The following is a 25,206-nucleotide window of genomic DNA, read 5'->3' as shown; positions in this document are numbered from 1 at the left end:
TTCGTCCAATCTTTTATTTAACAATATATCCGTCGTTATTGGAAAGAGTGATCACGCTGTTATAGCAGGTCGTGACATCTCCACCCTCTCCAGGTGGAAGCCCCCTCGTGGCTATATCCCCCTGGGCTACCCGCGATATTTCGATAGGGCCGCCCTCACAATAGCTCCAACCCGTACTAAAGCTTCGTGAAGATGCCCCTGCTTCCAGTATTATCTGATATTCATATTCCAGTACTTGCGTTGGCGCTGCATTAGAAGTAATAGTCGTTTTTTCTTTGAATTTGATCTGTATGGGATTTATAAGTGTGTAAGGAATTGTACAAGCCGCATCCGAATAAAAGGAAACAATGTATGGTGTGGCAGTTTTCATCACTCCATTATGATCTGATGTTGTCTGGGGACCGGTGGTCAGCTTTGCATACAATACAGAAGGCTGTGTCACCGGAGGTACGATGACCGGTGGGTCAGCAACATCAATATAGTTATAATCATACACGCTTTTTATATGATGGTTATCATCTTCGATCGATCTTAATCTGTTGAAATCATCATAGGAAAAATAACTGGTTTCAGCACTGGGCGAAACGATGCTGCGTATGCCTATTCCCGGGTAATGCGTATAGGTCGTAACAGAAGCATCCTGCGGATATATGCGGACATCGTCAATTCCGTTCGGCGCGGCAATAGTGATATTGCCCGTATAGCCCTGCTTCATATATTTCCATACTCCCCCCTGTAGTAGCCAATATTCAAGAAGATACGATTTGCTATTGGGACGTTGCCAGGATAGTGCATATGACCCCGTGAAATACTTGGCTCCTGAATGTGCATTTCCCACCGTACCATTTTCTTCAAAACCTTCATAAAATAGTTCATTTTCCTCCCCGTTTACAATCTGCCCAATCACCTCCGTTCCAACTGAAGGATATCCTACCAGCAAAGGATTCGACGCATAACCATATTTATAGGAAGTGGAAGACCCTTGCTTCAATTTTTGTGTTATTAGCTGCCCGTTTATATTGTAGGTAAAAATAACCCGATCAGAAAGCCTTGTATCACTTAGCAGATTATTGAATAGCTGTCCGGTTCTGGATTCAGCATTCAGCGCTGGGATAGCCCCATCAGGTTTGAATATTTTAATCGGTTTAAAGAGACTATTGTCATACTGTGTAACCGTCATATCCACAAGGGAGGAATCCGAAGTACGCTTTTTCCATATCTGCTCCTCCAGTACGACATTTCTCACATTTGCATTTAAGAATCCAGTCGAAATACTTCCAATGTAGTCTTCAGGATATTTATATTTGGACAGCAAAAGATTGCCATCGGAGGTTGTATTCCGCTGTAGTTTTAGATTTCGATGATTGTTATCATAGATATATTCCTTGCTGCTGAGTATCGGTTCACCGGTTTCGTAACTATACTCCCTTTCCTTAAAAAGGGATTTCCAGACCTGATAGTGAACCCCTAATTCTGGATTGAAAGCGTAGGGCGGTTCGGCAGATGGTCCACTCATGCCAAGTGTGCCCTTAGTTTGCTCAACCCTTAAGAAATTGAAGATGGTATCGTATTTAATTTTATACTCCATCTCCTTTTTGTTGAGCCGCACAAATTTATTGTTCACCTTACGGTAGGTAACAACCGAATCTAGATCAGCATCGAGATTAAATACCCTATCGTAGTCCTTGTAACTATAGCGTGTTTTTAAAGTATCTGTTCCTTTAACCTGTAGTTCGTCGACCACACTATAAAAATAGGTCTGTCCAAAAGCACCCGATGACGCTATTGTAGAACCATATATTATCCCCGGCATAATGGTAACCGTAGGTGATCCATTCTCCCAGACCAACTGCGTATAACCTTTGGCAGAAAAATTGGGACGCATATCCGAGCCGCTGGAATATCCCAAAGCATTTAGATATTTATATTCTTTGCGCATTTTTTGCCCATTTGAAGGGTCTACTTCTATGGCTTTCATTCTTAATCCAGATGTTTTTTCACCGATGATCTGTTCGGTACCTGGGCTCGTATAATTAAATTCACATTTAATGTATTCCTCTTTTATGTCATTCTCGACACGGGCTTCATATTCTCCCGGCAAAAGATGCAAGGTCCAATTGTAACCCGCGCCGTCGGACTCCAGTCCCAACTTAATTGAATTCTGTAAATTCAGTCCATCTCCCCCCACTACCGAATAGATATATAGATCAGGTACCGTATTTCGTGAATTGTTGTCTGCATAGGGAGAAAATGAACATCGGGCCTCTTTGAGTGGGGCAGTAACAACGGTATTAACGACAAATAAGTATGACCATGTTGGTCGACTGAAAGAAGTCCGGAAAAAAATCAATAACCAGGCGGAATTTGTCCAGAGCAGTCTGGCATACAACGAGATCGGTCAGTTGAAGCAGAAGAGCCTGCATGGTAATAGTTCTGCTGCTGCCCAGCAGCGTAGCTATGCTTATAACGAGCGCGGCTGGCTTACCCGGGTAAACGACCCTGCATCTGTGACTGCCCAAAGGCGCTTCGGGATGTTATTGGGTTATGGAAATGGCGGGCGTACATACAATGGCAATATTGGTACAATGCAGTGGAATACCACCGTAGGCACAGGACAGACCCAGACAGGGCTCCAGAGTTACAGTTACACCTATGACATGATGGACCGTCTGCGCAAGGGATGTTATAGTACGACAGGTAAGGTTGGTTTCTACAATGAGGAGTTTGCCTATGATAAGATGGGCAACATCGATAGCCTGCGCCGGAGCAATGGATCTACAGGGTGGTACAATAATTTTAAGTATAACTATATAGGTCATCGACTGACCAACGTGGCAGATGGCGGCACGGCCTTGAAGTCCAATACATTCAGTTATGATGGTAATGGCAATAATGTATCGAATTCGCGTATAGGCATTACGACTATTGAATACAATTATTTAAATTTACCGCAGAAGTTTGTGAAGGGTACCGACTCGCTTGTCTACAAATATGACGCTTCGGGCAAAAAGCTGACTAAAACGCATGGTACAGCTGTTACGCAATATGTGGACGGTATACAGTACAAAAACGGGTCAATTGAGTTTATACAGACTGAAGAAGGCCGCATTCTTCCTAACGGGAGTTCTTTCACATATGAATATTTTTTGGCAGACCATCTGGGCAATACGCGTGCTGTTGTAGATCAGTCGGGTTCTTTACGTCAGATTCAAGATTATTATCCCTTCGGGCTCGAGCTGAACCAGGGCAACGCCTTGAATAGTGCCGCTAATCTTTATAAGTACAACGGTAAGGAAAAGCAGGTAGAACTCGGTCTTGACCAGATAGATTTTGGCGCCAGGTTTTACGATCCCGAGATCGGCAGGTGGAATGTGATAGATCCGCTGGCAGAGCAAATGAGCCGCCATTCTCCCTATAATTATGCTTTTGACAATCCGCTTCGTTTTATTGATCCAGATGGTAGGGCACCCTTTGACTGGTATCTTCCAATGTGGGCTACGGGTTTTCAGGACGCTAAATGGATTGATGGTATTCAGTCATATTACGGGTATGCCTGGCTGGGTGGAGACAACTACATCTTTGGGAGCGAGAGTTTTCAGGAAGCCCGAATTTCTTCAGGCCTGGCCGCTATGGAGTACGATTTTTTATCCAGGTATAACCAGAATAAATCTGATTACAGGCGTCGGGCAGGGTCATTGTTTATGGGATATCCGGATGATATCGCATATCAGACCTATCTTGAAGGATTCGAAAGGTTTAAAGGCTGGGAGATAGATCCGTTTACTAAGCGCCCTACGGGAAATGGGGCTCTTGTTGATGCAAACTGGATCATTGATCTTGGTGTAGGTGGAGTGAGCGCTGCTGTCAAAGCCCTCTCTACAAGGTCTACATCAGTTGTTGCGGCAGAGCTTGTAGATGACATCAGCTCGCAAGGCTCAAAAGCAATTTCGGAATATTGGCCGAAAAATGGTGGTGCGTTGGGTAAATGGGAGAGTGAATTTTTATTACCAGGCACGGAGATAGATCGGTTTGGAAGTGGATTTGGAAAATACTTTTCTCCTAGAAATACACCTATGGATATGCGAGCATTACCAGGCGAGAATACAGGTGTTTATAACGCTTTCAAGGTTCTCAAGCCTTTTGAAGTTCAGTCTTCAACAATAGCACCTGCATTTGGGAAAATTGGATTAGGAAAACAATTTCTTGCTCCTGTAAATATGAATACTTTAATAAAAAGAGGAATAATTGTTCCAATAAAATAATATGAATCGAATAGAATTAAAAGAGAAATTGGAATTTTTAGGAATAAATGAACATTTTTATGACCTATATGGCAACCTAAATAGTGACAGTGTTATACTATATCAAAGTTATAATGAATGGCAGGTTTTCTATTTAGATGAACGAGGGAAAAGAAATAACATCAAAATATTTAAAACTGAAGACCAAGCATGTTTATATATTCTTGAGCTTTTCAGAGAATCAAATAGGATAACGAATAAATTCGGACTTAATATGTAGACCCACAGTATGACGATACATTTTGTAAAGTAAGAACCGTATTAGACCTTGTGTAAACCTATAATAGGAGGAGTCATTAAAGCAAGCAGAAGTTGGGCAAAGCCCTACTTTTCTTGCCCAATGCGCTGCAAATGGGGTTTAGAGTATCCTCCGGGGATACTCTCTTCGCTTAATGATAGCATTAAGTCTCTTTTTAGTATACTGGACAGTATACTTAGATTGATTGTATACGCTAGGCAAACAAATCCATAGGCTATATATCTAATATGCTAGCAATATAGATAAATATACATCTGGCTATCTGAATATAAGCAGTCTTTTAGCAATAACTGATATAGCTTTTTCCTTTCATCTCCTCAAACGTGAAAACTTTGAACACAATCCTTGACAGGTATTCCATCACCTGTTTGATTGAGTTGCTAGGATCCAATTCCAGATACAACAATGTTTCTTTTGAGTCCCATTGGAAGCCCATCTGCTGTAGTAGCCCTATCTGATAATCCCAAATGGCGTATTTACTCCTCAGAGTTTTTATTTTAGGAATACGTAGCATTAACTTTCTCCCTCTGGTAATTATGATCCCAAGATCCTGTTTACTATTGAGCATCAGTATGACTTTGCTAACTTCCTTTTGCGTCAGTTTTTCCAATATTTCCTCCAAAGTCTTTGAAAATGGAGATTCTGGGACAGTAAGGTTGTTCATCCGCTCCAATTTTTCTTCAGCGTCTCTTATCCACCGTCCGTAAAGCTCCCTTAAATCTTTTTGGCCCGGCAATGAGCGATTCTTTTTATAATGGGCAATCTGTCTAATCAGGATCTGTTTATCGCCATAATTGGGATCAAGAATTGTCTGCAATATCTGTAACTCCCTATTGACCTGCCCCAGCCTCTGAGCATAACAATCTGCCATCATATAATCCCAATCGTTAAGGCAGGTAGAAATAAACTTTTTTAGGTCCTTAGCCTCCTTCTGGTACAGTCCGATCAAAGTTTTCAATCTATCTAAATCATGCATAATATTGGAAGTTTACCAAATTTAATCATTGTTCACTATTAGTTGAGTAACCTCAAATAATAATATTCATATCCAAAAAATTGATTCATATTCATTGTGATGATTTTATTAAATTCGTTATATGACAGCAACTTACTTTAAAGCAAGAAAAGCCTTTGACTTAAATCCGCACCCTTTTGAACTAGGAAACATTTTGGGCCTCAAAATGGGGTATGAAGACAATCATTTTCTTTTGAAGGTCTATGATCTGGAAGAGAATGTATTTCAAGATTATTATCAGTACCATCTGGATTATTACCTTTCCGGCGGAAACCGCTCGGAAAAAGATTTCTTTTCCCATGTGTGGCATATCGTTTCCGATCGGATTGATTATTTTAAGGGACAGGATCCTTTCTCCTCAAAGCATTCCCTCCATATTTCTAACATCAGAAAACTGAATGAATTTTTGGATTTTCTCGCTCCACGAGACAAATGGAACATCAGGCCAAATGATCTGCTGATTAAGGAAAAGGATGAACAGATCTCGGGATTGCAGTCAGAACTCGAAATTCTGAGAAACAAACTGACCGATCTGGAAAAATACGAGGTATCCGTCAAACCGATGATACAAGATGATCATCTTCCCACTTTTATAGACCTGCTCCAACAGATGAGAGATCTGAAGCTTCCCAGTGGAAGGAAGCTACTAATCAGCGACCACGAAAGCCCTTTTTATAAAATGGTCTCAAAATATTTCGTCTACAATGGCAAACATATACCGGTCAATACCGTGCGTAACTATTTTGTACAGAAAGATCCAAAAGATTCCATGAAAGGCGTCAAAATCCCTGACGACAAAAAACTGTTCCAGATAATACCCATAAAACAGGGACAATAGCGATCCTGTTCGAATGTTGAACATGACCAGCGGAGTCCGATGGTCATCCAAACAGCCTTTCGTGTACCCAATTTTGTAGCAATGGCGAGGCACAACAGCCGAACCGGTATTGTTCACAAAATTGGTATACTATGGTATTTGACATCCTGACAAAAGAAGACTTACAGCAGTTCAAGAAAGAACTACTTGAAGAGATCACACAGGTTCTAAAACGAGAAACCCCAGCTGGCTTCGGAGATAAGGAATGGCTCCGAAGCAGGGAGGTCAGAAAGAAACTGGATATATCTCCCGGAACCTTGCAGAACCTACGGATCACTGGAATCCTCCCATTTAAAAAGATCGGAGGTAGCATGTACTATCGCAGCAGTGATGTCAATAAAATGATGGAAGGAGGTAAAGGCAATGGATAACTGTATGCAGGATCATTACTTTTGCTCATATTTAGAGCAAACTGCAAAAGACAGCAGGTTGCTTCCATCGCACATCGGACTGCTCCTGGCAATGTTCTATTATCACCAGAAAGAGAGTTCCGGGGAATTCTTTCATTCCAGCCGTAAAAAGCTGATGCATTTTTCACGTATAAAGTCCATTGCGACCTATCACAAATGCCTTTCCGATCTCATCCTTTATGGCTACGTGGATTACATCCCCTCCTGGCACCCGACAAAGGCCAGCAGGTTTCGTTTCATCATCGACTATAATTCTAGTAGCAATGGCTAGATCAGATGAGAATACACGGTCTGTCCGGTTCCCGGTGGAAGTGGATGGTCGTCTGGCGCTGCTCTCGCGTAAACTGGGTAGGACCAAGCGGCAATTGGTGATGGAGATGGTCGATTATTTTTACAGGAGCAAAAAAGACCCTGTTGACCTGAATGATGAGGTCCTGAAAAAAGAGCTCTCCAGTGGAGTAAATCGTATCCTTTCTTTTATCCGAAAACAGGAGACCGATCTATTGGTACCCCTGTATTCCATGCTGGACGAGCTCGGTGCTGTCTCCAGACAGCAATCTGGTATAATTGACCTGATTTCCGATGAACAGCAGAAATCCTCTGAATTTCTGAAAGCAAATACGGAATATCTCGGAAGTCTGGATAAAGTCCTTAAAAAGATATTTCTGGGGATTACCCAGAGGCAGGAATTAAAGGATGGTTTCAAGAGGATCCTTGAACATTATATTGCCCAGCGGGAAACACTGGGATGGCCGGTATCCAACGCAAAAAAAGAGGAACTTGCAAAACAGGTCAGGGAAGCACTGGATAAACTTTAGCTGCTATGTATATAAATATCACGGATTCCGAAACAAGGAATAATAAGGGAAGCTGTGGCGATCTTGTCGCCTATCTGGAAAAAGAAAACCGCCTTGCCGATAATAAAAAACAGGAGCACTGGTTCAATGGAGGACGGAACAATATTAAACCCCATGAAGTGCGCATCGGGATTGATGGCAATATTGCCAAACTGGGCAGGGACGACAGTAAGTTCTTCCTGCTCAATATCAGTCCTAGCAGAAAGGAACTCGACTTCCTGCTGGCTACTTATGGCGAGAACGGGACAAAAGAAAAATTAAAAGAATATGCGGAAAGGATCATGGATGAATATGCACGCAATTTTAAACGCCCAGGAATAGAAAATAACAAAGATCTGTTATGGTTCGCCAAACTGGAAAATTACCGCTACTATAGCCATAAAGATAAGGAGGTTAAGAATGGTACGAAAAAAGCGGGGCAGCGAAAGGAAGGCCAACAATTCCACATACAGGCTATCGTTAGCCGAAAGGACATCACAAACCGTATCAAACTGAGCCCGCAGAACAAATCACGGGGCAGGAATGTGGAACATTCCAAAAAGGTCGGGCAATTTGACCAGATGGCTTTTAAACAGTGCGGAGAAACTGTATTTGACAGGATGTTCGGTTTTGACCGAAAACTGAAAGAAACCTTGCAGTATGCGAATATCATGAAGAATGGCAATGCGGAACAGAAAGCACGGCTTCATACCTTTGACAGGCTTCTGGAAAGTGGGGCTATTCCAAAAATGAAAGAAGGCTGGACAGATACGATACTTTCTAACCCCGTTCAGGACAGATCTACCATACTTGGCGACATATTTTCCTCATTTGCGACAAATGGTCCGGGACTTCTGGATATTCTTCTTGATCCTGTCCAAGAGTTTGGAGGTCAAGGAACGGTTGCCGATGAGGAAGAAAGAAAAAGGAAGCGCAAAAAGAAAAAACGTGGACAGCGGAGACAATAGGCTATTTGAATATTTATCAATATAAATAGACCGATATATGGGTATCCACTGTCCGCACCTGCAAATTTACCCACGATGGTACAAAGATCAAGGGTATACTAAGCGCGCCTACCCACAATCTCCCAGCTAGCGCCCTTGACCCAATTGTGCCATCTTGTCTTTTGGTGGCCTAAGCGGTGACAATGGGATGGTATGTTCCAATTTAATGCGCTTAAATGGAGGGCTTTAGTGACAGCTATTTTAGCTGTAACATATATCGGTAATTGATACGCTATTGTAGCATACCATAAAAAATCGTTCTTTTGATATATCGATATTAAATAACCCAAACTGTATTTCCATTATATATCTGAATGCAAATTAGCGATATTCTATCTAAAAGGCTTAGTCAATAATTCTTGGTTTTGTCCTCATAGACATTCTAGTTTTCGGTCAGATGAGATATATCATATTTTTCATGCTCTTTTTTTGCATTTTCTATCGCAATTTTGAAAATCAAATCTGCATCTGTATTAGAAATATCAGCAAGCTTCAAAATATCTTTTAACGTGAGTTCCTCGGGATGTTCAAACCTAGTGATAAATGTATTGTACCCCATTGACATAGCTTTGTAGAGACCATTGACATAAAAACTTGGAGTTGCGATTTCTTTCATATGTTTAATTTCGTTTGATTGAAACCTAGCCTTGATATTTTTTAAAGCATCTTCAAGTTTTTTTAAATTTATATCCGTTTTCTTATTGTGTTTTTCATTCATAATAATTGATTTTTTTGAATATGAAGGAAAACAACTGTATTCTAATGATTTAATCTCATAATAAATCTATATAATCTTGAAATAAGAATAAATAATTTTGTTTTTGACTTTTATATTTTTATATTTGTTTTTGGAAATCCTATATAAGGATTTTTCAGTTTTGTTTTTGAGTTTTAACTTAGAGTCTTGCGGCTACATTTCTCACGCCGTAACGCAGGGCAGCAGTGTAAAACCCCACATCTTCATTGCTATGTGTATATTTGTATGCATATGGTAGATGTGGGCCTGCTGTAAATCCGTGTTACGTAAGGCGTGAGAAACTTTAATGTAGCCACGGTTTGCAGGCCCACATGTATCAATTGGCCAGCTAACTGTCAAGACTCGTTAATATAAAACGAGTATGAACCTAAAAAAGCAATTTCTACGAAACATAATTTCCGCCCCTGAGTAAGCAATTAGCCGTCTAACGGCTTCCACTTTCCTACACTAAGGAGGCGCCCCTGTGTCTAGGTTTTTTATAAACAAATTATGAACGTTATAAACCTATTTACAAATGAAGCTATTTTACAGCTACATGGAGCGCCTGTGTATTTATATAATACACTGTATATCCCTATATCTATCTATTACGCCGGCTATATTAAGACATAAACCAGTATATGCCCGGCAGGTATTTTTATTACCGGTATTTTGTTTCATAATGTTTAGTTTATCGGCTCAGACGCCCCGCGAGGACAGCGGGGTCGATGGGCTCTCACATCTTGTTGGTTTAAAGCCGGGTGATAAGATACCTGAGGTTGTATGGAACCAGTCGCTCGAATTGAATTATTTCAATGGGAAGAAAAAAACAATCAAGTTCTCTGATCTGAAAGGGAAGCTGATCTTACTGGATTTTTGGGCAACCACCTGTCCGAGCTGTATCGAAAATATTCCACACATGGAGGAAATCCAAAAGCGATATCCACAGGAACTAACAGTAGTATTGGTAAATAGCAAAAGAAACAAGGATACTCCCCGCAGGATTAAGCTTGTATTGGATCGATACAAAGAAAAGTACAATTTTGAAATCAAACTGTTGACCTTATTGGATGATACGATACTAACAAACCTTTTCCCTCACAATACCATACCCAATATTACCTGGATCAATCCGGATGGTATCTTTCTGGGAAATACATTGCCAGATGAAGTCGGCATAAAAAAAATCGAAGCTATTCTCCAAAATAAAAAAGCAGATTTACAGCTGAGCGGTAAATTTCGGAATAAGGATAACAGAATGGCAACACCGCCGATCTTTGATACAACGGGTGTTAAATTCCTGTCCGCTATAACTGGCTATTTACCCGACTATCTACCAACTTATCCGAACGTCGCCTATAAGAATGATAAGTCCAACTATCAAATGGTTAATGCGGCCTTCAATTTTATGCTAAGAATTGCTTTTAAAAATGAATTGAAAGGTTTTGAAAGTACTGACTATGTGTTTGAAGAAGGGTTAAAGGATAAGATCCAACAAATGATACTGGGCGGTTCGCATCGCCAGTACAAATACAGCTATCAGCTCTTTGTAGCGGATACAATCTCGCCCGGCAGGGCTGAGCGCTATTTTCAGAAAGCTTTTAAAGATTACTTCCACCTCACTATAGAGAGGAAAAGAGGCCCGGTGTCCTATTACAAAATCGAAATTTTGGAAAATATTTCGGATTTGAAATCCAAAGGCGGTATGCATTTGGTCAATGTAAAACCTGAGGAAGGGCCAATTTCCTTTCGGAACTTTCCGTTGATAACCTTGCTCAGCCTATTGCATCACTATGTTGACCTGCCAGTTTCCTATAACGGGAATGAAATCATGCAGATCGACCTCACTTTTCCAGTGGGTTTTGAACGGATGCCTGTGGAAGAGAAGCTGAGTTTTTTGGCCAGTAAGGGCATTGTGTTGACCAAGCAGCAGCAGGAAAAGGAATATCCCTACATCAGCCGTATTTATTAATTCGAAAGACTTATTGTTATGAAACCATCAGATTTATTCAATCACACCGGAGAATGATTAAATCTGATAGCTTCATCGCAACTAAAACCGCCGAAGGCAGCATGAACCGAGTGAAACGAGCTCACGAATACCATTGAGAATAAATACTTATGAATAATGCCTTAAAGGGAAAATTGACGAATGAATAAACAAATTAAAGAGATGAAAATATATTATTTAATAGTCCTTATACTCTGTTGCCCTTTTATATGTCCGGGGCAGCAGGATCAACTGCTGATCTCGGGGCAGATTTATTCGAGTGAAAGCAATCAGGCGCTGGCGGGTGTGACGATCAGGCTGATCGGAAAGGGCACTGTGGCCCATAGTACCTCGGATGGAAAATTTAAAATAAGGGTGCAGAGTTTGAAAGATTCACTGGTTTTCTCCAGTGTGGGCTTTATCGAAATAAAGGTGGCGGTAAGTTTCTTTGATCGTGGAACACCTTTATTTTTGGATAGGCAGGTTAACTATCTACAAGAGGCGCTGGTCAGTACGGGGTACCAGACCGTAAAAGCGCGCGATATCACAGGGGCTGTCGAAGTTGTTTCCAGTGAATTACTGGGGCAGCAGACGGGGTTAAATGTGCTCCAGCGCCTGAATAACGTAACTGCTGGTATCCGCTTTGATAACCAGTCGATCAATAACCCGGATCTTCAGAAACTGAATTTTTCAGTGCGCGGGCTGAGTACAATAAATGGTAACCTTGACCCGCTGGTGGTGCTGGATGGTTTTATCTACGAAGGTGCAATTGGAAATATAGACCCAAATAACATTGAATCTGTTTCGATATTAAAAGATGCTGCCGCCAGTGCTATCTGGGGAGCAAGGGCGGGCAATGGGGTAATTGTCATGACCTCCAAAAAAGGAGGTATCGGCTTGGCTCGGCAGGCGAAGATCTCGTTCAGCAACACATCCATTATCCGACAGAAGCCTGATCTGAATCAGCTTTACCAGCCCTCTTCCCGGGATTTTATCGAGGTAGAGCGTATATTATTTGATGGTGGATATTATGATACTTTCCTTAATTATCTACCCTATTACGCGATGACCCCGGTCATCAATTTGCTTAATGGTAGAAAACAGGGACTCGTCACAGCGGCAGATTCGGCGCGCACGATTGATTGGCTTGCAGCTCAGGACGGTCGTCGCAATTTTGCAGATAGCTTTTACGGTGCCGCTTTTTCCAATCAGCTTTCCTTGCATATCAATGGGGGTAGCAACTCAAACGCTTATGGATTGGGCGTAGGCTATACGACAGACCGGACAAATCTGGATGCACGGTCACGAAAAATAAACCTGCTCTTTTCCAACAGCTACAGACCTATAGAAAAGATGCAATTAGATTTTACAGTCAATTTTACCCAGCAGCATGACCGTTCTGGGAAACCGGATTTTCGGGCTTTTAATACAGTGGGCAAATCTGTTCCGTATCTCTATTTTAGAGATGCAGCAGGAAATGAAACACCTTTTGAAAGTATGTACAGCAAAACTTACCTCGACCTGCATTATGCAGATGGCTACCTGGACTGGGGATACTATCCTTTGCAGGACTATAAATACGACCGGAAGACAAATCATCTGAACGAGTTATTTGCGACGGCTGGTTTGCGCTATCGGCTGTTTGACTTTCTGAATGCTAATGCGGGTCTTCAATGGCAGGATCAGCGTGTCGATAGCGAAAACCTGCATGAAAAAGACAGTTATTTTACACGCTTAAAAATCAATCAATTTATGACTGTTGATCCGGTAAGTGGGCAGCGCAATTATAATGTACCCATGGGCGCTATCCGTGCACTGGACCAGCAACAGGGAAGATCGTACACAGCAAGGACACAGCTGGATTTTAACAAAACCTTTGGCCTGCATCGTCTTCAAGGTATAGTTGGGGCAGAGATTCGGGAAAATCAGCTTTCGGGAAGTTCAAATACGGCGTATGGCTATAATGAGGTGCCGCTCACTTCGGTGCCTGTAGATTACCTGACGGCATTTGCCACGGTGCCTGACAATCTATATTTAAACATTGTGGGTGCGCCCATATTTACCAAAACGACAAATCGCTTTGTTTCGTTATATAGCAACTGGACTGATCTGTACCGTGATAAGTACGGCCTGTCTGCAAGTTTTAGAAGGGATGGCGCCAATATCTTTGGAGCAACCACCAACGACAGATGGTCGCCGCTCTGGTCTGTGGGTACGTCCTGGCAAATGGACCGTGAGGAGTTTTTTAAGGTGGACTGGATAGACGCGCTCAAGCTCAGGGTTACGTATGGCTATAGCGGTAATGTTGATCTCCGCAAGACGCCCGAACCGATTGCCGGGAGTGGGACAGACCGCTATACCTTATATCCTATGCTGGGTATTTCCAATCTGAACGATCCCTCGCTGCGATGGGAGAAAGTGGGCATGCTCAATGTTGGCACTGATTTTTCAATAATAAAAGGCCGCTTATCGGGCTCTATCGACCATTACCGAAAATATGGCAAAGACCTCTATGGAGAGACTGCCTACGATTATACGACATGGGGCAGCAAGGGAACAATCGTAAAAAACGTGGCTGAAATGCAGGGCTGGGGCTGGGATATTAAACTGAATTCGATAAATACAGCCGGCTCATTGCGGTGGAGCAGCAATCTTTTGCTGGGGATCAATAAGAATAAAACGACGGCCTATTATAGTAATCTGAATGAAGGCCTGGTGTATTTTCTGGCTGATGGTAATCGGATAAATCCAGTCGTCGGTCTTCCGCTCAATGCCCTTGCAGCATATACATGGATGGGGCTCAACAATCAGGGGATGCCACAGGGATTGTTGGATGGCCGGGCAAGCTCAGATTATACCGCCATATTTAGATCAGCATCCATGAACCCAATGGGCAACGAGACGATCACCTATATCGGCCCTGCTAAGCCAACCCATTTTGGTAACCTGATCAATACCTTTTCGTTTCGTGATTTTGATCTTTCGGTCAACTTGAGCTATAAGGGCGGTTATTATTTCAATAAGCCCACAACCAGTTACTATACGCTGTTTCAGTCAGGGATAGCCTATCCTGATTTTGAGCAGCGCTGGCAAAAGCCCGGTGACGAACAGATAACGGATGTACCGGCCATGAATTATCCGGTATCGACCGATGCGGATGCTTTTTACGCCAGGGCGAGCATCAATGTATTAAAGGGAGATCACCTACGGCTGGAATATATCAACCTCAGCTGGAAAAAATCTTATAAGGTCATGGCCAAGGAAGTGAATCTTCGGCTATTTGCTAATGCCAGCAATTTAGGGATGATATGGTGTGCCAATAAGGAAAAGATTGACCCTGAATTTGCTTATAGGCTGCGTCCTTCAAAACAGTTTTCATTGGGTATACAACTGGAATATTAGAATTGATCAACCGAATCAATATGAAAAAGATAAAAAAAGAGCTGTCAATCTTACTGGGTATCATTGGCATGCTGTTATTGCATAGCTCCTGTAGCAAGTATCTGGACATTCAATCCAACGATGGGTTGGTGGTCCCCAAAACGCTGGAAGACCTGCAAAAATTACTGGATAATACGCTTACGATGAACCGGGGAATTGGATCGATGGGGGAGATCTCAGCAGATGATTATTTTTTGGAGCAGTCGGTACTGGATATGCAGACGGATATGGACCGGTTAAATTATACCTGGCGGAACAATCTGTATAACTTTAGCAATGATTGGTCGACAGGCTATGCGCCTGTGTATATCTCCAACTTAGTTTTGGAGCGTTTGGGCAAGATTGAGCGGACAGCGGCCAACGCAGCGGACTATGATCGGATCAAGGGGACCGCTCTCTTTGCAAAATCCAATCAGTACCTATCCTTACTATGGAATTATGCTAAGGCTTTCCACAGTACAACAGCTGCGTCAGATTTAGGGATCGTGTTGCGGGGTTCCTCGGATATGAACGAAAAGTCAGAGCGCTCTTCAGTATTGGCCTGCTATGAGGCGTTGCTGAATGATCTACGCGGCGCTTCGGATCTATTGCCACAGAAGAGTGCACATGTGATGCGTCCTTCAAAAGCGACTGCTTATGGTTTACTGGCCCGGGCTTACCTTTCGATGGCCAAATATGATTCGGCCTATCATTATGCAGATAAAATGTTAGAGATAAAAAATGATCTGATGAATTTTAATAACACTGCAGAGGTCGATCGGACAGGTACAAATCCGTTTTTACCATACAATAAGGAAATTGTAGGCTATTATGAACAGACTTCCAATGGTACTCCCTTGATACGTATTGCTCAGATGGACACAGTATTGTATAACTCGTTTGAAGCGAATGATCTCAGGAAGCAGGTTTATTTTAAATCCGGTGTTAATGGGTATCAAGCATTTAAAGGGAATTATGCCGTGGCTTCCAGCGCTTGGGAAACAGTATCGCCATTTGGCGGGATTGCAGTAGATGAAGTCTATCTCATTCGGGCGGAATGCATGGCACGTACTGGCAATTTAGTGGAAGCGCAGGCCGATCTCAATACGCTATTAGCTACACGATATAAAGCCGGAACTTTTAGGCCTTATCAGTTGACTGTCACAGCGGATGTACTCGACCTGATATTAAAAGAGAGACGAAAAGAGCTGATTTTTAGAGGGCTTAGGTGGATGGATATCAAACGCCTGAATCTTGAAGGGGCGAATATTGTACAAAGGCGGTTTTTGGCCGGAAAGGAGTATCGGTTGGAGCCTAATGCAAACCGGTATGCTTTGCCATTGCCGGATGATATTATTCGCTTGACAGGAATCGAACAAAACCCACTTTGATAGAACAACCAAAGCCTCCCATATAGGGAGGCTTTGGTGTTTTGAGGAACTGTTTAATTTCGGTTCAACGGATTGAAAGGTGTCGAACTCGACCCTCCGGTACGCTGCGGAATATAACCTGACCCAGCGCCAGCTGCACCGGGAGTTGCATCCATCGAAATTTTTGCTGGATCTAAAGCCGATCCGCTCAAGTCTGTATTGTCAACTGAAAGCGAACAGGCTTTATTGTTCGTCAGATTACAACTATGCCCATTTGGCGTAGTCGTCCAGCGTGATTCATCAGCAACCTGAGATGCATTCAATGGATCTCCGTTGAAATAAACAGTCACAGGAGCTAAACTTTTTCCTGCATAAGCCTCAGCACCTTTAAATGCTGAGAATCCGATAATCATGGCTCCTCCTAATATCATGTAGCCATAATTGTTTAAAAATTTGGTTAGCATTTTGCTACCCTCCTTTCTGTACTGCAGGCCAGTAATTGATTAGTAAAGCTGCTAGCCTGCAAACTTTTGGTAAATAATTGTCGGTACGGTCCTGTGTACCGATCGTATAAGGTTACCAGCAAACCTTTTAAATTGCTGCTGGAAGTATTGGGCTCCCAATAGTCGTAAATGCTGTCCGGTGCGTACCAAATACCCTTTGACTTTCTATAGTGGATATTCCAGTAGCTGATGGCTCCCATTGCCATAAAGCCTATCAGAAATAATGCGATATGTGCTCTGCCCGTCAGTGCACGCTCGCCATATCTGTCCTCCGTACGATGCAATCGCCATCCACTTATCGATAGGCCAAGAATAACGAGATTAAAGATCAAATGCGTTGTCCAGGAAATATTGCTCAAAAAGCTGGTACACATACAGGGTTTCTTTTCATATACATTCAATACCCCCAGACCGATATAGATACTAAAAGCAATAAGCAGTATGATCGAAACTTTCCATCCCAGGGCGCGCAGCCTGACCGGTGGCATTCCCAGCAATACGCCAATACCGATTTCCATGAGCGGAAGCAGCCAAAAGAGTATCGGAGCCAAAGAACTGATCACTGGTTGCTGCTCTAGGGCAATCTTGAACGCTCCTAGCTGCCAGAGTTTTTCCATCCCCACATAGACCCAAAAAAGCACCATTGCTGCCCGAATGATCTTGTATATCATGTTGCCGGCTTTATTTGCTTTCATAACTTTAATTTTTTATTCGTATTTATTATTTCTTTTCCTTGTTTTATTATATTTCGCCGTTTCAAAACAGAGCGCTGTATCTGCACCTCCATTTGATACAGCGGCCTGCCTCAGCGTCAGCTTCTACTTTCTCGTACGCTGTAAAACAAAGTTAGTATGGAAAATCGGCCGGCGCAGGTGTGACGAAATGGTTGATCTGGAGAGTGTACCTGCCTCTATTCGATTTAAATAAAGACTGGGATGTAATGAAGATGTATTATGCAGTGAAAAGGTTCAGAGGGAATTCTTGGTAAAACAATAGGTTTTGACACAGTGAGGGCTGTTTTTGATCGGTAGAATGAATGCATTCAGGAGGTGTAGCGATGGCATACCCCCTGTTTTTTAAATTTTCTGTATTTTACTGTTTTAATTCGGGAAACTGTTCGTTAAGCTCGGCAAGCATTGTATTCAATACTTTGCGGATACGGATGGCTGCATGAAATTCAGAACTTTTGTCCATTCGGGTCAGACTATGGGCAGAAAGTAAGGTACCTTCCCTCGTTTTGACAAGTCTGGAAAACACCTCTGCAACTTCTTTTTTTTCCGACGACCACATAATATTGGCCTTCACAGATATATGCATCCACAGTTTGAGCTCTTTGCCATTAAAATTGCTCTGGATAAACTGTTGGGGATGATCCTGCATGGTTGTAGATGGGGAGATATTTTCATCCTCCATGTACTCTCGCATTAACTTCAGCAGGCTCCTTCGGTTGCTATCATATGCAAAGTCCGGGATACATGAGAAATGTTTGGGGAAGCGTAACAGGGCATCCATAAAGGATGGGTCTGAATTGTACAGTTCTTTCCAGCGGTTGAAGAAGCCCATGTGGTTAAAATTGAAGTTGACCATCAAAATCAAAAAGCGGTAATGCCAGTTTTTACTCTGGCGTTTGTCGTCGGCCAATTGGCGCAGTGATTCGATCATTTTGAGTAGGTAATCCTGATGTCGGTATTGAATATAGGGAATCTTGCCATTTTCAAATAGGCTGTCCATAGCCGAATGGATCTCGGTGAGATAGGCTTTCGGTATGTTTTTCTGAGCTAACCTATCCAAGATATAGGGCATATTTGCATATATATATTCATGCATCCTCAGGTAATAATGCTCAGGCAGCGGCGTACAGGGATCAATATCTTTTTTAAAGAGATGTTCGATTCGCCCAAGTAATTCTTCCAGGGCAAATAGTGCTGTAGCATTTTCAATTTTACACTCTTTACAGAAGTTATTCAGTAAAGAGTGTAGCCGCAATAATTGCGTATGGTATAACCGTATGGCCTGACAGGCATTATCAACTTTGATGATCTCTCGGTACGCCTCTAGCGCGAGCGCAAAATTATTATTGCAGGCCTCTGTGATTTCACAAAAAAGCTTTGGGATATCCGTGTTCTTCAGATGAACTATGGCTTCTATGAGCATTGTCAGTTGCTGTAAACTTACAATCATCTATACCTCCTTTTGATATCTTTGTGGTACCATGGCCAGCCAAATATCCCGGGATGCATTTTAAGTATGAGTGAATCTCCCTCATTGGTCTGTTCATGTAGTTTGGGGCCCACATTAATGGAAACCTTTTCTTCCTGGCCTTCATACCTGAACGAAAACCACAGTTCGTATATGTCACAGCAAGCGGGGCATTTTTGGATAACAATGGCAGGTATGCGTACAGCTTTTGCATTTGGGATATGCTGGCAATTAGCTATGATCAGCAGCATACGGATATACCAGGTACATGCAATTATCATGATAGGAAATTGGATTCCATAAAGTTTGACAACGTTTGTTTTTCTCCAGAAAAACAGATGTGCCATCGCGCAGACAATAAAAGCTATCGGTATACCTCTCTTTACAGCGAGCCAAAACGGTTGCGAGCTGATCAATAGCTGGTAAGTTAGACGGTCAAATAAAGCAATACTACTGACCTGGATACAGACGAAAAAGACAAAGAACAGCTGCATGACTCGCTCTTGACCACGCATTTCCAGGAATGGAATAAGTATGATCATTACCCCGATACTATAGACGCGCTCACCATGTGTTCTTGCCCAGAAAAGCACATATATTGTAATTAGGACAGCAATTGCAATAAATACATAATTTCGGCTAAATGGCAGTCCTATTTTCTTTATCGTCCTCATAATCTATGGTTTAATAATCAGTGAAGTTTTACTCTTTAAATTTACCCACTATAGCATGAAATTTCAGTGAATATCCTCATCATTTCAATGAGGACCTATTTTTTACAATGAGGGCTGATTTCCTGACAACGAAAGAGGATTTTCTGGCAACAAAGGATTAAATTTTCATCCGGAAGGGGAATTATTTGATCCGGAGAATGACATAAGAACGTCGATTTAAGGGAGATGGATATTGTTTAATAAATAATTGGCTAAATTTATATAACAAAATTTTCCTCAACAGGAGAGTTTTTAACGGAAGTTCTCCAGCAAGGTAGCTATGTAACGCCGGATAAACTTAATAGGTGAAAGATATATAGAAAGAAATATAAATCTGATAAGTATGTAAATTTTAATAGCGTTTTTAAAATGTCGTTTGTACATGAAAAGTTTTAGCAAGAATAGATATCAGGATAATAGAAAATTGATCGTGCAGTATCCCGATGGGATCTGGCAGTTGATTGCATCTTTCATTTTTGGAGGGTTCTGTTGGTATCTGGGCTATCGCGGCGCCTTGGCGGAATGGCTTTTAGACTGGCCGGTCACCTATAGCTATCTATTTTTTGTATTGATGGTAGCGATTATTTTCTTTTATATAAGATTGGTTATCGTGATATTGGACAAAAGGCAGAACTGGCTGATTAACCCAGAAAAACGCGCCGGTATGCAATTATTTTTTTGCTGCATACTTCCGACACTTTTATTGATCTGGATCATTGGCCCCGATTCACAGGCTAAGGATGAATGGCTGCTATTTCCTTTAATGGTCATATTTAGCGGCATTTTGGTCCTGAATATGTGCTATACAGTTTATTTCTACGTTACTATTTGTCAAATGCAAAAAAAGCTGATTTTGGAACAGGACGAGACTATCCTTCAACAGGAATCAAGAACGAGAGAGCTCCAGGAGCAGATTGAGCTTCTTTCTCCCGGCATAGAAGAGCTGAAAGAGATTCTGGAAACAGCTGGAGACGATAGAGATGTGGATTCTCTGGATGACATAGACTTAGCCCTGTGCAGATCCTTAGATCTGGAGCAGGAGGTATTCCTGCTCAATAATAAAATTTTGTCCCAGAAGATACGCTATAAGGATATAGGGATTTTTACTTATAAAAATGGTATGGTCAGCCTTTATTTAAAAACTGCGATGAACGAAAATCTGACCTGTGGCGAGCAGCGCAGCCTAAAGGAAGTTGTAAATATTACGAAGGGCTTTGTACAGAAGATAGACCGTGATAAGGCCATACCATTGGATATGATCCAGGCTTGTCACGGGCTGAAACGGGGTAGGTTGCGTATTGTGCTCAAAATACCGTTTGAGGGGCGGTATGATTTTGAGGTATCCGATAAGATTGCAAAACATATCAGAGAATGGGTCATGTTGCAGGTCCCAATAGAAAAGGAGTTATAAAATAGAATAGGTAAACCAGAAAAGCTATTTCTATGGCAACCAATAAAAAATGTAGGGAAACCGGAAAGGTGATATTTGCTTCCTGGATAGAGGCACGCCTTGTCATGCTCGACATTAAATGGAACTACTTTTTCAAAAGGGACGAAACAGGTCGCCGCATCAAGCACAGGCAGGGACGGCCTGTGCAGCGTCGGGCATATTACTGTACATATTGCAGGGGATACCACCTGACCAAATGGGAAAAATCAAATTTTAACTCCTATACCGAGAAAAAATGGAGAAGGGATAAAGGAGAAGAAAATTCGGACTTATAAAAGCTTTACCCATACCATGTTCCTTATCCCCGGTTTAAACGGCCACGGCAGAGTCGAAATAGTAAAACGGCCACCCTTCTTGGGGTAGCCGCTTAAGGGTTAGTTTATGGGGATTGTTTGAAAAACAATATCAAATTACGCATTTAAGGGAAGTTTTCAAAATTCGGTGGGCCATTTTCCAAGTTCGTTAACAAAGCATGATATCTCTGAAAGGGATTTCTGGCCTAATCCGTCCATGGTGGCAAGACCTCCATACGAACATGCCGTCAAGTCCGCAACAGTTATTATTCCGTGCTTATGGAGGGTACTTAAGGTCTTTTCGCTGAGTTCCTTCCGGAAATGCAAGAGGTCGCCTTCAAGAACCATATCATGGATATACCCGTTATCGCCCATTTAGTCGATGATCCTATTTACCATCATAGGTAAAAAAATCTCATCCTCATTTTCTTCTAACTTGTTTCCCACTCTGCAATCGATTGTTGCTAGATAGGCTCTATCTCCAAATCTTACGGATTGCCTATATTCTTTATTCCTGATTAATAGCTTTGTAATTACTTCGTTGGGAATTTTACCTTTTAACTGTTCAAGAATTTCACGTCCAAAGTCAAAGGTTACAAGATAATTGGAGGCATTTTCTTTTATTCCACCTGATAAAGAGAACATATCTGGATCTATTTGTCCAATCTCAACAATTGGAACATTTGAGAAAACCAAACTTTCACAAGTATCAAATCCCAACCTCTTCAAGTGTAAGCCCAAGTCCTTTGCGGGTTTAAAATGATTGTTTGAAAGTATGTTGTCAGGAGCTAAATATTTCTTTAGGGCTTCCCAATAAAGTGGGATAGCCTGCATTGGAAAATGTAATATTGGTTCCAGTTTTTCTACACTATACAGGACAAATTCTTTCCCATTACACAGTGCAAAAAAACTTACACGAACCTCATTGTGAATTGCATATGAATACGCTTGCTCAACGTGATGCGATTTTATAATACTTTCTGTTGGAGCTTTAGCATCCAATATCCAAGCGGGCTTATTATTTACTTCAAATATGTAATCTGGGATGATATAAATCTTCTTTCGTTGTGAACCGATCGAAACATATGGATGAAGTAACTGCCTACTTCTAATAATCCGGTTAGGCTGACTTACAGAGTATCCCAATCCCTTAATAATTGGGACAATTATTTCTTCCCGAACAGAATCTTCTTTAAATTCGGGATTATCAAGCTCTCCTAAATCAAAATCGGCCAAGATATTATAATGCAATTGCTCTTTCATAACTATAACAGAAATGTAAATAAAAACTGGAATTTTCGAGCTTATTTCAAGTCTACATTGGATTATCCTAGCCGTATTATTTTACTAAAATTGCAGATAGGAGATCCATCCTATAAACCTAATAATGGTTTGACGACCTCAAAAATTGGCGCTGCAAGTAAATTGCTGAATGTACCAATTCCTACATCTTTTATCAGCCTGCTAATATTTGATATTTGTGATTTTACATCTCTCCCCTGTTTTAATTGGGATAAGGCATAATCCATTTCCATTGCGAAATCTTTACGGATATCTTCATCAAATTGCTGGATATCCTTTCGTAATATTTCAAAAAAAGACTTTAACTCATCATTGGAAACCGGATGATTATGCTGAGTCTGAACAGAATGATCTGAACCTTGCTGAAATTGTAGTGGCGCATTAACATTTCCGACATTAATGGTGTTATTGATAGTTTGAGCCTGATTATGTTTTTCTGAATCCATATTTTGATTGTTTATCCATTTTTCAAATAACTCTACATAAGCAGAATTAGTGCTTCGCTTCTTTAATAAAGGAAATATCTCGTAGCGCATATGTTTAAGAAACTCTTCCTTATCATCGGGATGCAATGAAAGATAATACTGTAAATGATGATTTATTAGTTTATCAATCTTATATGACGGGCGTGTTTTTAATAACCTGGAGACAAATTGATTGTCATAATCTTCTGTGGTCACATCTGTATAGAAATGACTGCTTTCATATTGGTCGCTCGCTCCCCAATCCCCTCTGATTCTTTTCCCTAAGCTGGCATATATTCTTCGCTGTCCTAAATTTTCAAGTTGAAAACTGTCGACTTCGTTTACTACATTTTCCGTATTAATATCAAAAAATGGATTCATATTCCTCTATATGGTTTAATAACAAATATACCATATAACCCATTCTTTTAATAAAATTTTTATACACAGAATTGTGTCTTGCAATACCCATAAAAGGGGATGAGATATGAAAATCCAAATTTATTCGATCAACTCCCATTAGACCATGTCCATTTGTTCAACAGGCTCGATGACATTTTGGGAGCGATACGATATGTCGCTCCCAAAAGAATTTACGCAATATTTTGTTTCCGGTGGACTACATTGATTGGCGCGAAAGCCTGTGGAGTACATATCCTTTCAATTTTAGCATAGTCTGTTGGTAGCGGTTTGTTCTCGATTTTTCTTTCCAATCTGTCCATATCTACCGCGACCCTATTATCCAATAACTTCGCATAATGCTGTGTGGTTTTTATGTCGGTATGGCCGAGCATCTTGGATACTGTTTCGATAGGTACACTATTCGCAAGAGTAACGGAGGTCGCAAAAGTATGGCGTGATTTATGGAAAGTCAATTCTTTGGTAATTTCGCATAAATCGGCAATTTCCTTTAGATAGCTGTTCATTTTCTGATTGCTGAGAACAGGCAATACCATATCTTTCGCCACGCACGGCGGATAATCGCGGTATCTTTCAATAATTTCAAGTGCCTTTGGCAATAGAGGAATATTTGATGATGTTTCAGTCTTCTCTCTGCTGGTAAAGATCCAGAGTTTCCCGTCCACACCCTCGGCAATATCAATCCATTTTAATTTCTTCACATCGGCGTAAGACAGGCCCGTATAACAGCAGTAGACAAAAATATCACGCACATGCGCAAGGCGTAGTATTTTGAATTCCTTTTCTTCTATCCTACGAAGTTCAGCATCTGTTAGAAACTCCTTCTCTTTCGCCTTCGCCTTGATTTTGTAGAATGAAAATGGATCATCGGTTATCCAGCGGTGTGCGATACAGATCTTGATGATCTTCCGCAGATGTTTCATGTACTTTGCCGCCGACACAGCTGAACAACCCATTGTAGAACGCAGAAAAAACTCGTATCCTGTGACGAAAGCATGGTCAATCTTTCTTGTGTCGATATCCTGCGACCTGTATTCTTTTTCCAGATATCCACCAATATGGGAAAAAGAGGTTTTATACCCTTTGAGCGTATTGGGCTTAAACCCATTGCCCAAAAGCGCTTCCATCTGGCTGTTGTGCTCCCTGAATACATCTAAGAAATTTTTGCGTTTGATATCCTTTCCCTGGAACCGTAGCTTAATGGACTCCGCTGTAATTTCTTCTCCTGCCGCTACCATAGCAGTATGGATCGTACTGACTTTAGTTACAAGTGTATCAAGGTAACTGTTCAGGGTTTTTACAGCTTCTGTTGTACCTTTTGCGCGGTTAGCTTTGGAATTCCATTTCGATGGCTCGCATTCCCGTCCCACAGAGGTCTCTTTTGGAAAGCCGTCGACAGTGATCCGCATGTAAATTGGCTTGGGGCCAGTAACATAATTTTTTGGTTTCTTCAAGTAGAAGAGCAAGGAATAATTTGTACTCATTACAACATCATTTAAGTGAAACAAACCGAGCCGCCTTTGCGGCGAGCTCTGCATCACCACTGAAAAACAGATTTCAGCGATGCAAAATTAGCCTTGCAACTAAAACGGATCAAGATGTTTAATTTTCAAACAACCTGATTATAAGAATGTTAAATAC

Annotated in this window: 21 protein-coding genes; 10 read left to right on the top strand and 11 right to left on the bottom strand. The window is 41.5% G+C overall.

Translation table 11 applies throughout. The features are described 5' to 3' along the window. Positions 1-13: 13 nt before the first annotated feature. Positions 14-2,350: a hypothetical protein gene (locus B3H30_RS16255; RefSeq protein WP_286834638.1), complete on the bottom strand. Its 2,337-nt coding sequence runs from the start codon at positions 2,348-2,350 to the stop codon at positions 14-16. On the opposite strand from B3H30_RS16255, the gene B3H30_RS16250 reads away from it, so the two are divergent. After that, complete coding sequence (locus B3H30_RS16250; RefSeq protein ID WP_286834636.1) at positions 2,268-4,262, top strand: glycohydrolase toxin TNT-related protein; 1,995 nt, start codon at positions 2,268-2,270, stop codon at positions 4,260-4,262. The genes B3H30_RS16255 and B3H30_RS16250 overlap by 83 nt on opposite strands. 578 nt (positions 4,263-4,840) lie before the next feature. Here the strand turns inward: B3H30_RS16250 and B3H30_RS16245 are convergent. Next, positions 4,841-5,536 (bottom strand): hypothetical protein, encoded by a 696-nt coding sequence (locus B3H30_RS16245; RefSeq protein WP_286774739.1) that lies wholly within the window; start codon positions 5,534-5,536, stop codon positions 4,841-4,843. A 121-nt stretch (positions 5,537-5,657) separates the two neighbouring features. On the opposite strand from B3H30_RS16245, the gene B3H30_RS16240 reads away from it, so the two are divergent. From B3H30_RS16240 to B3H30_RS16225, 4 genes are all read left to right on the top strand, one after another. Beyond that, a complete protein-coding gene (locus B3H30_RS16240; RefSeq protein ID WP_286774738.1) occupies positions 5,658-6,413 on the top strand; it encodes a hypothetical protein in 756 nt (251 codons plus the stop codon). Between the two features lie 131 nt (positions 6,414-6,544). Then, positions 6,545-6,823 (top strand): helix-turn-helix domain-containing protein, encoded by a 279-nt coding sequence (locus B3H30_RS16235; protein ID WP_286774737.1) that lies wholly within the window; start codon positions 6,545-6,547, stop codon positions 6,821-6,823. A 302-nt stretch (positions 6,824-7,125) separates the two neighbouring features. Further along, positions 7,126-7,680, top strand: a complete 555-nt coding sequence (locus B3H30_RS16230) for a BfmA/BtgA family mobilization protein (protein ID WP_286774736.1) — start codon at positions 7,126-7,128, stop codon at positions 7,678-7,680. Between the two features lie 5 nt (positions 7,681-7,685). Next, the gene (locus tag B3H30_RS16225) at positions 7,686-8,666 is read left to right on the top strand and encodes a DUF5712 family protein (RefSeq protein ID WP_286834635.1); all 981 of its coding nucleotides are present in this window, start codon (positions 7,686-7,688) and stop codon (positions 8,664-8,666) included. 421 nt (positions 8,667-9,087) lie between these two features. On the opposite strand, the gene B3H30_RS16220 is transcribed toward B3H30_RS16225, so the two are convergent. Further along, positions 9,088-9,423 carry a hypothetical protein gene (locus B3H30_RS16220; protein ID WP_286834634.1) on the bottom strand — a complete coding sequence of 112 codons (336 nt, stop codon included), beginning with the start codon at positions 9,421-9,423 and terminating at the stop codon, positions 9,088-9,090. Positions 9,424-10,123: 700 nt separating this feature from the next. Between B3H30_RS16220 and B3H30_RS16215 the strand changes: the two genes are divergently transcribed. The 3 genes from B3H30_RS16215 to B3H30_RS16205 all read left to right on the top strand — a co-directional run bounded on the left by B3H30_RS16215 (position 10,124) and on the right by B3H30_RS16205 (position 16,242). Further along, entirely contained in the window at positions 10,124-11,413 is a 1,290-nt protein-coding gene (locus B3H30_RS16215; protein WP_286834631.1) for a TlpA family protein disulfide reductase, read from the top strand. A 180-nt stretch (positions 11,414-11,593) separates the two neighbouring features. Beyond that, complete coding sequence (locus B3H30_RS16210) at positions 11,594-14,833, top strand: SusC/RagA family TonB-linked outer membrane protein (RefSeq protein WP_286834630.1); 3,240 nt, start codon at positions 11,594-11,596, stop codon at positions 14,831-14,833. Between the two features lie 20 nt (positions 14,834-14,853). Beyond that, positions 14,854-16,242: a RagB/SusD family nutrient uptake outer membrane protein gene (locus B3H30_RS16205; protein WP_286834629.1), complete on the top strand. Its 1,389-nt coding sequence runs from the start codon at positions 14,854-14,856 to the stop codon at positions 16,240-16,242. 53 nt (positions 16,243-16,295) lie between these two features. Here B3H30_RS16205 and B3H30_RS16200 read toward each other — a convergent pair whose 3' ends face one another. From B3H30_RS16200 to B3H30_RS16185, 4 genes are all read right to left on the bottom strand, one after another. Then, entirely contained in the window at positions 16,296-16,652 is a 357-nt protein-coding gene (locus tag B3H30_RS16200; protein ID WP_165309393.1) for a hypothetical protein, read from the bottom strand. Positions 16,653-16,678: 26 nt separating this feature from the next. Next, positions 16,679-17,419: a MauE/DoxX family redox-associated membrane protein gene (locus B3H30_RS16195; RefSeq protein WP_286834628.1), complete on the bottom strand. Its 741-nt coding sequence runs from the start codon at positions 17,417-17,419 to the stop codon at positions 16,679-16,681. Positions 17,420-17,816: 397 nt separating this feature from the next. Beyond that, positions 17,817-18,905 (bottom strand): hypothetical protein, encoded by a 1,089-nt coding sequence (locus B3H30_RS16190; protein ID WP_286834627.1) that lies wholly within the window; start codon positions 18,903-18,905, stop codon positions 17,817-17,819. Beyond that, positions 18,902-19,597 carry a hypothetical protein gene (locus B3H30_RS16185; RefSeq protein ID WP_286834626.1) on the bottom strand — a complete coding sequence of 232 codons (696 nt, stop codon included), beginning with the start codon at positions 19,595-19,597 and terminating at the stop codon, positions 18,902-18,904. Before B3H30_RS16185 ends, B3H30_RS16190 begins: the two co-directional genes overlap by 4 nt. A 421-nt stretch (positions 19,598-20,018) precedes the next feature. On the opposite strand from B3H30_RS16185, the gene B3H30_RS16180 reads away from it, so the two are divergent. After that, the gene (locus B3H30_RS16180) at positions 20,019-21,047 is read left to right on the top strand and encodes a hypothetical protein (protein ID WP_286834625.1); all 1,029 of its coding nucleotides are present in this window, start codon (positions 20,019-20,021) and stop codon (positions 21,045-21,047) included. 32 nt (positions 21,048-21,079) lie between these two features. Next, complete coding sequence (locus tag B3H30_RS16175) at positions 21,080-21,361, top strand: hypothetical protein (protein ID WP_182982965.1); 282 nt, start codon at positions 21,080-21,082, stop codon at positions 21,359-21,361. Positions 21,362-21,517: 156 nt separating this feature from the next. Here B3H30_RS16175 and B3H30_RS24905 read toward each other — a convergent pair whose 3' ends face one another. The 4 genes from B3H30_RS24905 to B3H30_RS16160 form a co-directional block, all read right to left on the bottom strand. Beyond that, a complete protein-coding gene (locus B3H30_RS24905) occupies positions 21,518-21,727 on the bottom strand; it encodes a DNA-directed RNA polymerase subunit alpha C-terminal domain-containing protein (protein WP_414713322.1) in 210 nt (69 codons plus the stop codon). 27 nt (positions 21,728-21,754) lie between these two features. Continuing rightward, positions 21,755-22,642, bottom strand: coding sequence for a type I restriction enzyme HsdR N-terminal domain-containing protein (locus B3H30_RS16170; RefSeq protein ID WP_286834622.1), 888 nt, complete (start codon positions 22,640-22,642; stop codon positions 21,755-21,757). Between the two features lie 110 nt (positions 22,643-22,752). Then, positions 22,753-23,526 (bottom strand): hypothetical protein, encoded by a 774-nt coding sequence (locus tag B3H30_RS16165; protein ID WP_286834620.1) that lies wholly within the window; start codon positions 23,524-23,526, stop codon positions 22,753-22,755. Positions 23,527-23,738: 212 nt separating this feature from the next. Next, positions 23,739-25,049, bottom strand: a complete 1,311-nt coding sequence (locus tag B3H30_RS16160) for a site-specific integrase (RefSeq protein ID WP_286834618.1) — start codon at positions 25,047-25,049, stop codon at positions 23,739-23,741. Positions 25,050-25,206: the final 157 nt, after the last annotated feature.

This window comes from Sphingobacterium sp. UBA7038 (assembly GCF_002494055.1).
In the GTDB taxonomy this organism is placed as follows: domain Bacteria; phylum Bacteroidota; class Bacteroidia; order Sphingobacteriales; family Sphingobacteriaceae; genus Sphingobacterium; species Sphingobacterium multivorum.
This window is presented reverse-complemented; position numbering and strand designations above follow the sequence as displayed.